This is a genomic window from Mycobacterium sp. NGS68, assembly GCF_059812195.1.
The window spans coordinates 1-9280 of sequence record NZ_JCALCE010000067.1; the positions used below are offsets into that span (position 1 = coordinate 1).

8 protein-coding genes and 1 pseudogene are annotated in these 9280 nt (G+C 69.1%); 1 reads left to right on the forward strand and 8 read right to left on the reverse strand.

Annotated features, from left to right (window positions below):
• Positions 1-15: 15 nt before the first annotated feature.
• Both AC5Y5V_RS31020 and AC5Y5V_RS31025 read right to left on the reverse strand, forming a co-directional pair.
• Positions 16-828: a DAPG hydrolase family protein gene (locus AC5Y5V_RS31020; RefSeq protein WP_499942849.1), complete on the reverse strand. Its 813-nt coding sequence runs from the start codon at positions 826-828 to the stop codon at positions 16-18.
• Positions 828-2168 carry an FAD-binding oxidoreductase gene (locus tag AC5Y5V_RS31025; protein WP_499942850.1) on the reverse strand — a complete coding sequence of 447 codons (1341 nt, stop codon included), beginning with the start codon at positions 2166-2168 and terminating at the stop codon, positions 828-830. The genes AC5Y5V_RS31020 and AC5Y5V_RS31025 overlap by 1 nt, the downstream gene beginning before the upstream one ends.
• Positions 2169-2234: 66 nt before the next feature.
• On the opposite strand from AC5Y5V_RS31025, the gene AC5Y5V_RS31030 reads away from it, so the two are divergent.
• Entirely contained in the window at positions 2235-2981 is a 747-nt protein-coding gene (locus tag AC5Y5V_RS31030) for an IclR family transcriptional regulator (protein ID WP_499942851.1), read from the forward strand.
• Between the two features lie 86 nt (positions 2982-3067).
• Here AC5Y5V_RS31030 and AC5Y5V_RS31035 read toward each other — a convergent pair whose 3' ends face one another.
• The 6 genes and pseudogenes from AC5Y5V_RS31035 to AC5Y5V_RS31060 form a co-directional block, all read right to left on the reverse strand.
• On the reverse strand, positions 3068-3349 hold the full coding sequence (locus AC5Y5V_RS31035; protein WP_499942853.1) for an ANTAR domain-containing protein: 282 nt from the start codon (positions 3347-3349) through the stop codon (positions 3068-3070).
• 215 nt (positions 3350-3564) lie between these two features.
• Entirely contained in the window at positions 3565-4935 is a 1371-nt protein-coding gene (locus AC5Y5V_RS31040; protein ID WP_499942855.1) for a wax ester/triacylglycerol synthase domain-containing protein, read from the reverse strand.
• Between the two features lie 111 nt (positions 4936-5046).
• Entirely contained in the window at positions 5047-6342 is a 1296-nt protein-coding gene (locus AC5Y5V_RS31045) for a D-arabinono-1,4-lactone oxidase (RefSeq protein WP_499942856.1), read from the reverse strand.
• On the reverse strand, positions 6339-7553 hold the full coding sequence (locus AC5Y5V_RS31050) for a M28 family peptidase (RefSeq protein ID WP_499942858.1): 1215 nt from the start codon (positions 7551-7553) through the stop codon (positions 6339-6341). Before AC5Y5V_RS31050 ends, AC5Y5V_RS31045 begins: the two co-directional genes overlap by 4 nt.
• 10 nt (positions 7554-7563) lie before the next feature.
• On the reverse strand, positions 7564-8808 hold the full coding sequence (locus tag AC5Y5V_RS31055) for an amino acid deaminase/aldolase (RefSeq protein ID WP_499942860.1): 1245 nt from the start codon (positions 8806-8808) through the stop codon (positions 7564-7566).
• A 56-nt stretch (positions 8809-8864) separates the two neighbouring features.
• Positions 8865-9280, reverse strand: a pseudogene (locus AC5Y5V_RS31060) (PE family protein); the annotation flags it as partial.

The following is a 9280-nucleotide window of genomic DNA, read 5'->3' on the forward strand; positions in this document are numbered from 1 at the left end:
CGCACCGCGCGTCGCCTACTCGTCACCGAAGGCGTCGTAGAGTTCCGGCAGGAAGCCGGCCAGGTGATTCATCTCCTGCGCGCAATGCACGAGCAGATTGCGGCCGCTGGTCGCCGGGTCGCCGAGTATTCGAGACGCTATCGGGCGCAACGCTTTCGACGCGACTCCGGGGGCCTTTCGCACCGCGATGTGGGGTCCGCCCATCCAGAAGCGGGACCGCATCTCGGCCCCGCCCTGCGTCGACCGGATGTGGTGGATGAACCATCCGACGTCCGCCGGGGCGTCCCCGGCACCCAGCCGGGCGCAGATCGCCACCGCATCGTCGCTGTCGGCAGGGCAGCCCATCTCCTCCGGTGCGACGAACTGAATCGCGCCGTTGAGCAACGACGAGCCGATGTATTCGCTGATCAACGACCAGCGGCCGACGTAACGCCGGGCCCCGACCCGGCCACCGTCGTCGTCGCCGTCCTTCCACGCGGCGGACAGATGCGCCCGCGGATGCCAGAGCTTGTAGCGACGGCTATCGCAGCCGTGCCAACCGAACCACCACGCCCACATCGCCGGCGTGACGCCGGGCATGTCGGTGCGGACGGACACCTGATAGCTGCCGTCGTCGAGGACGCCATAGCCATTCTCGGTCTGCTGATAGCCGTCGTCCGCGACGGTCGCGGCATCGGCGAAGGCTAACAGGGCCATCCCACCTTGCGGGCCGTGCTGCAGCGCCTCGACGACATGGCTTGGCAACGGCGCCATTTCGGGCTGGAAGAACTTCCCGTAAGGCGTGTTGGCGTCGTCGTTGCGGTAGCCCAGATACCGTTCGGTGGCCATCAGATGCGCCCCATCCAGCTGTTGAACAAACCGTCGGGATCGTATTCGGCCCGCACCCGGTCCAGCTTGGCCATCGCCGCGTCGCTGGCAAACCGGGCCGGACGCGCGCCGAGGTTCTCGTCGGCCAGCTGGATGCCGACCGCCAGGCCGGACATGGCGGCCATGTGGGACCGCGCCCAGTCGGCGTACTTCGCCTCGTCGGCGGTGTCCTTCCAGGAGCCGTAGAGCGCCAGGTAGATGTCGGCCTCGATGCTGTAGGCCATGTCCTGCCGCGGCGGCACCGGGCCCCAGTTCAGCCAGAGGAAGTGCGCCGGGTGGGGCGGCAGCGTGTCGAGGATGGAGCGGATGCCGGGCAACAGGTCGGCGGCAGGCGCGGAGGTCCACATGTTGTCCACCGCGTAGTGGTGGTCGGCCAGGTAGTGGCTCATCGCGACGTCGTACCAGGTGGCCAAATCCGTTGGCATGTAAGGCACTTTGACGAGCGCTCGGTCGGCGACCGGGCAGGTGCCGAACAGGGCCAGGGCCATTTCCGCCTCCGCCTGCGAGTCGGCGAACGCCGGGGACGCGAACGAGATGACGGGTACGTCGATGCCCATGTTCGGTTCGCCACGGGAGGCGACGGCCTGCAGTTCGACGCGGGGGTCGACCTCGGCGCCGACTTCGCGTGCCCAGCTGAATACCTCGTCCGCCAGGTCGAACGGGTAGACGTAGACGCTCGTCCCGCACACGGCGGGCCGCGGGTAGAGCTTGAGGTAGAACGACGTGACGACCCCGAAGAAGCCCGGCCCCGCCCCGCGGGCCGCCCAGTAGAGGTCGGGGTGATGGTCTTCGTCGCAGTGGATCTGCTCGCCGTCGGCGGTGATCACGTCGAGCCCGACGACGCTCTCGACCGCGGGGCCGTAGATCCGGCTGTTCCAGCCGTAGCCGCCCTGCAAGAGATAGCCACCCAGGCACACGCCCTTGCAGTGACCGCCGGGGAAGAACAGCCCCTGGGCTTCCAGATCGGCCATCAGCAGGCTGCCGCCCTTGCCCGGTCCGGCGACGGCGAGGCCTTTTTCGGCGTCGATGGTGACGTGGTCGAGGCGGCTCACGTCGAGCAGCACGGAGCCGTCGCGCAGATGGCTGGCCGCGAAGCTGTGGCCGCCCGAGACGATGCTGACCTTGTACCCGTTGGCCTTTGCATAGCGCAGGCCGGCCACGATGTCGTCGTTACCGACGGCCTGGACGATCACGCCGGGATAGCGATCGGGCACGCGCTGATGCCATACCGTTCGGCGGCGGGCCTGCTCATATCCGTCGTCGCCGCGGAAGAAGTGCCGCCCGGCCGGTAGCGCGCTCATCTCCACTCCCTTAGAACCGGAATACGGTTCTTGATAGTCCGATATGCGGCACAATATAGTGGAATAGTGGCGCCGGGGGAACAAAATCCGCGAACCAATCGCGACGAGGGCATTCAGGTGCTGCGCCGCGCCGCCGCGGCACTCGACGAGATCGCCGCCGAGCCCGGACAGCTGCGCCTCGTTGATCTCGGCGAGCGGCTGGGATTGGCCAAGTCGACCACTCGCCGCCTGCTGGTCGGCCTCGTCGAGGTGGGGCTGGCGAGCGTCGACTCACACGGTCGGTTCTCGCTCGGCGAGCGCTTGCTGGGATTCGGTGGCGACGCCGCCGCGCACATCGCGGCGGTCTTCCGGCCCACCATCGAAAAGGTGGCGCGCGCAACCGACGACGAGACCATCGACCTGTCGGTCCTGCGCGGCCACCGGATGTGGTTCGTCGATCAGATCGAATCCACCCACCGGCTGCGGGCGGTATCGGCGATCGGGGTGCGATTCCCGCTACACAGCACCGCCAACGGAAAGGCCGCTCTGGCAACGCTTGACGACGCCGACGCCGAGGCCGCGATCTCCCGGCTGGCCCCCGATGCCGCTGAGGCGCTGCGCCGCGAGGTGGCCGAGATCCGGGGCACCGGAATCGCATTCGACCGCGGGGAGCACACCCCGGGTATTTCCGCCGCCGCCATCGCGCGGCGCACCGCGAGCGACAACGTGGTCGCGATCTCGGTGCCCGCTCCCACCGAGCGGTTCCTGCAAAAGGAGCGGCAGATCGTCGAGGCCCTGCGGGCCGCCGCGGAATCAACGGCCTGGACGCGCTAGCAGCGCGAGACGCAACGGCCGTGATACTTCCCCGCTACCACGGCCGTGTACGCCTCGTGCTCAAGCGATTCCGCCGACCCGATCAGTCAGCCGGCCGCGACGGCGAAGAGCTCGCCCCACTCGCGACGGGCCGCCGACTGCGCGTCGACGAAGCTGGTTGTCTTCTCGCCCTCGCCCGCCAGGTGGACCAACGCCCATGCCATGGCAAACACCGGTACCCGGTGACGTACTGCGGCGCTGTGCAGCTCGTCGAACGCGGTGTCGGACCGGCACCGGCGCAGACCGATGAGGATGCCCCGCGCGGTGTCGAGAATGCGACCAGAGTTCGGGCCACACGACGCCTGGGTGGAAACCCAGCTCGCCATCATGCCTCCTTCGCTCCTATCGATGCCCACCGGCGAAACAAACAGCCTGCAGATGAAGACATCTCACTTGCGTGCGCCCTAATCGACGCACCCTGCCATGATTTGGTGATCTCCGTCGGTGCGCCAGATCGCGGCGGACATCGATACGCTCCTGTGAGCGTGTTGATATCGACCAGAAGCCCGCGGCGCGGACTAGCGTGGACTGGTCGGACGCCGAATCAACCTGCGAGCGCCAATACTTCGTCGAAGCCCGCGACGATCGCATCAAGAAATACGTCATAGTCGGGGATCGCCGCGGTATCGACGTTGATGCCCAGCGTGCAGGTATCGACGTAGGTCAGCAGCGTCACGTTGACCGACGAGCCGATCGTCGGGCCGAACGCGTACTGGCCCAGCACGGCCGCGCCGCCCAGAAAGACCGGCACCGGCACACCCGGCACGTCGCTGGCCACGAAGTCGACGTGACGCAGCACCGACCCGATGTACCAGCGCGGCACCAGATTGAGCACGCCGGCGATCAACTGGGTGTACGGCAGGGACCGTTCCCGACGCACCGCGTCGGCGCGTTCGTGTATCGCCTTGATTCGCCGCGCCGGATCGGCCTCGCCGACGGGCACGTCGAAGCGCATCAACGTAATCCGGTTCCCGCCGACATCGTCGGACTGCGTTCGCAGACTGATCGGCATCGACAGGTGCAGGTCCCCGACCGGGGCGCCGTGCTTCTCGTGGTAGATGCGTAACCCGCCGGCCACGGCCGCGACAAACGCGTCGTTGAGCGCGCCACCGCAGCGGTGCGCCGCTTCGCGCAGCTGCTGCCGCGGTACCTCGTGGACCCCGAGATGACGGATCAGGCTGCGTTCCTGGGTCAGCGCGGAACCGGTCGCATTGATGGGCCGGACGGTCCGGTAGACCGAGACCGCATTCGCGCCTACCGAGCGGACGGTCGAAATGGGTTGTCGGATGGCGTCATACACGAACCGCGGCGCAAGCTTGACCGTCTGGGCCAACGCCTTGCCGGCCACCGACGTGTTGTAGTTCCAGGCGTCGCGGTACCCGTCGAACGGTGACGACGCGGGCGCCTCGGGTGCGGCGGGCAGTTCGTCGATCTTGTACACATCGTCGGAGAGGTCGAACAGGTTCATCGCGATCTGGACGCCGCCGACCCCGTCCGTGAGCGCGTGATGGAACTTGCAGATCACCGCGGCGCGGCCGTTCTCCAGCCCCTCGACCAACGTCGTCTCCCACAGTGCACGGGCGCGGTCGAAATCCTGCATCTCGGCCAGCCGGGCCAGTTCGAGCACGTCGTCGAGCGTGCCGGGTCCGGAGAGGGCCGTGCGGCGCAGGTGGTAGTCCAGGTCGAAGTCCGCGTCATGCTCCCAGCGCGGCGGGGCGGGCGGCGGAGACTCCACTACCCGCTGGCGGAACATCGGCACCTTACGACTGACCAGGTCGAATCGCAGGCGGACCTGCTCCCAGTCCGGCGAGCGATCCAGCAATACCACGCTGACCACGGTCGACCGCAACCGCGGATCCGTCTCCATCGCCCAGGTGAACGCGTCGCTGTTGCGCATGAAATTGGTGCTTGTCATATCGGCCCCATTCGCTTCATGCACAAAGTTACGACTCTCGGCGCCGCAGGTCACCGTGTTGCCGGCAGCCAATGACTTTGGTCCCTGCGGTTGGGGCCTTTGGTCGCGCCGTCAGGGGCCGAGTACCCGCCGGGTGTAGTCGTTGAGGAACACCCGATTGGGGTCCAGGCGGTCGCGGACCGCGGCGAAACGATCCCAGTCGGGGTAGCGCTCGCGCAGCGTGCCGGCGCTCTGGTAGTGGCGCTTGCCCCAGTGCGGGCGGCCCGCGTAGTCGTCCATGATCGCCTCGACGGCACGGAAGTACGTCTCGTATTCCATGCCGGTGTACTGGTGCACGGCGATGTAGCAGGTGTCGCGCCCGTGGGCCGTGGACAGAAAGGCGTCGTCGGCGGCGGCGAAGCGCACCTCTAGCGGGAACATGATCGGCAGCTTGCGGCGGTGCACGACGTCGATGACGCGGCCGATCGCCTCGCGGGCGTGCTCACGCGGAATCGCATACTCCAGTTCGGTGAATCTGACCTTGCGTTCGGTCGCGTAGACCTTGTACGCGCGGTCCTGCACGGTGGCTTCCGATATCAGGCTCGTCATCAGCTGGTTGAGACCCGCCGCGGCCCCGGGGAATCGACGACCGGCGCGGCAGATCAGGCTTAACCCAACGTTTTCGACGTCCTCACCGAGCCTGCGCTTCCACGCCGGTGTGGGCGTGGGTTGTTCGACACTGCGCCTGGTGGTGCGGGTCAAAGCCGTTTTCCCGTAGGGGAATACGAAGAATTCAAAATGGTCGTTGCCGTCCACGGACTCGTCGAGGCGGTCCAGCGTCTCGGTCAGGGCGCGGCGCTCGTCGCGCCGATGCAGGGTGTACAGCGGCACCGTCTGCACGGTCACCTGTGAGATGACCCCGAGTGCGCCGAGCGACACCCGCGCCGCCAGATACGCCTCCGGGTCGGAGTCCTGTGACAGCGTCAGCACCTCGCCGGCGGCCGTGACCAGCCGCAGCGAGACGATCCGCGCCGACAAGTTCGGAAAGCGCGCCCCGGTACCGTGTGTCGCGGTCGCGGTGGCGCCTGTGATGGACTGCGCGTCGATGTCGCCCTGGTTCTCCAGCCCCAACCCATGCGCGGCCAGTTGCGGACCGAGTGTGTGCAGCTTCGCGCCGCCCTCGATCGTCACCAAACCGGTGGCGGTGTCCGCGTCGACGACCCGCTGCAGGCCGGCCATGTCGACCATCACCCCGTCGGTGCACGCGCAGTCGGTGAACGAGTGCCCGGTACCGACGGCCCGTACCCGCTCGCCGCGCCTGGCCGCCCCTGCGACGACGCCGACCAGCTCGTCCTCCGAGCCCGGTCGCACCACGGCCGTCGGAGAGCAGAACTGCTCGCCGGCCCAGTTGCTCCAAATCAGGCTCACCGCACCAACTCCCGCATCACAGCCTCGGCGACGGTGACGGCGTGGCTCACCGTCTCGTAGACCACGTTCTCCGGGATGTCGGTCATAAGGTGGTAGTTCGACAGCTCTTTGTAGCGGTCGATCGACGAGAAGCAGGCGGTCGGATATCCCCCGCGACTCATCAGCACGGCGTCGGTGCTGTTGCGCGCGCGCATCCCGCGGCGCACCGGGGCGTCGGCCCGTTCGGCGGCGCGGGCCACCAGGTCGCGGAACGCGCCGCGGTAGTAGTCCTCCATCACCGTCGTGCCCTCGCCCTCGAGCATCACCAGCTCCGGCGAGCCGACCGTGTCGAAGTTGAGGAAGTACGTTCGGTCATGGTCGAGCTCGGGCCCGTGGCGGGCCATGAACCCGTAGATGCCGCCCTGCAGGATCTCCTCGGCCCCGAGCGAAACCAGCAGGGCCCGTACGCCTTTCACCGGACGCTCGCGCAGCCGCTCGGCGAGCGCGACGATCAGTGCGACGGCGGACAAGTTGTCGTTGGCGCCCGGGACGACCGGGCTGCGGGCGATGTCGGCGAAGATCGCGGCGGTGGCCGCGCTCATTGCCGCACCCGCGAGCATCATCCGGCGGCTGCCACGCAGCGCGCCGACGCCCGCGAGGGTTGGCGCCAGGATGGGCGGCCACCAATTCGGCAGTGAGGTGTTCATCCGCTCGGCGATCCCGGGAAACCGCTCGACGAGGTACTGCTGCGGGCCCTGATTGAAGAATTTGCCGGTGCGCGCGGCGTCGTGATGGGCGCAGACGACGACGGTGTGCTCGCCGTCGAGGTCACCCGCCTCGCCGACGACGTTCCATGTGGTGCGGGCCTTTTCGATGCGTTTGCGCGCGACGCGTGGGCCGTTGGAGCAGTCGTCGGCGATCGCCAGCCCCGCGCCCACGCCCGCAGCGGCGGCCGGCAGCCGCAGGTGCCGGCTGGCCAGCCCGGCCAGTCCGGCGACGACCCCGATCGCCGCCAGCTTGGCGTGCAGTCGCGGGTAGCCGTCGTAGAACTGCTCCTCCTCGATCCGCACGCGCTGTGCACCCGCCGTCCGCAGGCGTTCGACGATCCACTCGGCGGCCCGGTGCTCGCCGGCCTCGCCGGCCGCTCGTTCGATCGGCGCCAGCGTCTCGACGACCTCGCGCATCGTGGCCAGCTCGCTCGGCAGCGCGGTGACGGGCCCGTCGCCGGTCATAGCAGTCCTTTCAGAGGAAGGCGCGGCCCTCGCCGCGGTAGGTAGGGACGGTATCGACGATCTGCGCGCCCCGGACCAGGTGCAGGCGGTCGAACCGTTCGCACATCTCGCCGGCCTTGGTGTGGCGGAAGTAAACCTTATCGCCGACCTTCAGCCGTCGCGCCGCCGCACCGCGCAACGGGGTCTGAACCTCGCCCGTGCCCTCCATCGGGTCGAGCGCGAGCCCGGCCGGCAGATAGGGCGTCGGCATGCGGTCCTTGCCGCCGACGCCGCTGGCGAGGTAGCCGCCCCCCAGTGCGGTCGCCGTCGCGGCATCGGGCCGGCGTGAGATGGGCAACGCGAACATCGCCGCCGGCTGCAGGGTGAACGCCGAGTACGAATCGAACAGCGTCGGCGCGTAGAACCCCGAGCCCGCAGTCGCCTCGGTGACCACCGGCTCCTGTGCGACGAGCTGCAGATCCCCCGTACCGCCGGCGTTGACGATCTCGAGGTCGGCGACCTCGCGCACCAGCTCGACGGCGCGGGCGCGACGCTCGCGCAACTCCTCGAACGACATGCGCTGCATCCGTTGCACGATGAAGTTCCGGGCGAACTTGCCGGCCACCTCGTCGCCGAAACCCGCGATGTGCCCCTCGTAGGACATCAACGCCACCAGCTTCAGCGCCGGCCGACGGGCGATCTGCACGGCGAGCGCGCGCGCCTGTTCCGGCGTGTGCAGCGGCGAGCGCTTGGGGCCGATCTTGACTCGCCCCCCGGCGCGCCAGTAGCCCGCGTCGAGATCCAGGCACAGCCGTATCGGCTGGTCGGTCGCGCTCTCGATCAGATCCAGGTGCTCGACGCTGTCGACCATGACGATCGGCGCCGCGTCCGGCTTCTCGGCGGTGAGGTCACCGAGCTCGCGCAGCGCGGCGCGGTCGGTGCTCGGATAGGCAAGCAACAGGTTGTCGAAGCCGTGGCCGGCCAGCCACAGCGTCTCGGGCAGCGTGAAGGTCATCAGCCCGTCGAACCGCCGGTCAGAGTCCAGGATCTCGCGCAGCAGCGGGCGGCAGCGCAGGGACTTCGACGCCACCCGGACGGGCTTGTCGCCGGCGCGTGTCAGCAACTGGCTGGAGTTTGCCCACATCGCGTCGAGGTCGACGAAAGCGAACGGCGCGTCGTGGTCGGCAAACGCCTGTTCGTAGCGCTTGAGTCGGCTCTGCGGGTCCAGGCCCGGCGGCGCATCGACCCGTCGCTGCTGACCGGCCACCTCGCGCACGCCGATACCCTACTGAACATCCCGCGCCGCAGGGGCGGATCGGCGCGCTAGGGGCGCTAGGGGGTGCCGTTCGTCCCGTCCTGCCCGAATAGCAGCCCACCGCGGCCGCCGGTGCCGCCCTGCGCGCCGGCGACACCATCGCCGCCGTCCCCGCCGTTGCCGACGAACCGGGAGTCGCCGCCGTTGCCGCCATCACCGGCCCCGCCCGTCGACCCGGCGCCGCCGTTACCGCCGGCGCCGCCGTTACCGAGAAGCCACCCGCTGGCACCGCCGACGCCGCCGTCACCGGCGCCCGCGCCCGACGAGTTGGCGCCGCCGGCCCCGCCCGTGCCGCCGCTGCCGAACAGCAGCGCGCCGTTGCCCCCGGCACCGCCGGTGCCGACCCCACTCGCCGCCCCATTCGACCCACCGGCGCCGCCGTTGCCGCCGTTGCCGATGAACCATCCGCCGTCGCCGCCGGCTCCACCGCGCG